This is a genomic window from Collinsella sp. CLA-AA-H302 (assembly GCF_040093305.1).
Lineage (GTDB): Bacteria > Actinomycetota > Coriobacteriia > Coriobacteriales > Coriobacteriaceae > Collinsella.
In genome coordinates this window covers 1-795 of the sequence record NZ_JBBNJW010000025.1, presented here as the reverse complement: position 1 = coordinate 795, position 795 = coordinate 1, and the positions used below count along the sequence as shown (strand labels likewise).

Sequence of the window (795 nt, the reverse complement as noted above, 5' to 3'; positions counted from 1 at the left end):
CAGCGCCTGCCTGCTCACGCTGCTGCACCGCCCCAGCAGGCTGCAGCTCGCGCTGCCGCTCGCGGCGAAGGACGCCGAGAGCGTGGCGGCGGCGCTCGCGGGCGTGCGCTCGGTGCTGGGCGCCGGCGGCATGGGGAGGGTCTTCCGCGCCGTGCTCACCGACAACGGCGCCGAGTTCTCCGACGAGGGCGCGATCGCCGCGCTGATCGGCGAGGGGCCGGGCGAGACGAGGCTGTTCTACTGCGACCCCGGGCGCAGCGACCAGAAGGGCGCCTGCGAGCGCAACCACGTCGAGATCAGGAAGCTGCCGCCCAAGGGCCGCGGCCTCAGGTTCGACAGGCTGGTCCCGGCGGACCTGTCGCTCGCGATGTCGCACGTGAACTCCGAGCCCCGCGGCGCGCTCGGCTTCGCGACGCCCGCCCGCGCCTTCCGGGCGATGCTCGGCGGCGACGCCGTGGTGCTGCTGGAGGCGTACGGCGTCGAGGACGTGCCCGTCGGCGAGCTCGACCTGACGCCGGGGCTCATCGCGCGGGCGCGCGCAGAGAGGGGCGATGCCCCGCTGTCCTAGCCTGAGGGAAAACGGAATAGGCTGACCGACCGTTCGGCTGAGTCTGGGAAGAGGTGCCGGGCGGCGGGCGGAGCATGGCCACCGGACCCATCGAAACACATCTCCACCGTTCCTTCAACTGGGAAAACGGCGCCCCCGGGCCCCGGGAGGGGCCGCGGGAGCGTTCGGCTAGGTGCGGGAACGGCCTATTTGCTCAATGTGTTCGGCTGAGATCGGAAATCAACCCT

At 72.2% G+C, this 795-nt stretch carries 1 pseudogene; it reads left to right on the top strand.

From position 1 onward, the window contains the following. Positions 1-568, top strand: a pseudogene (locus tag AAAV21_RS10075) (IS30 family transposase); the annotation flags it as partial. Positions 569-795: the final 227 nt, after the last annotated feature.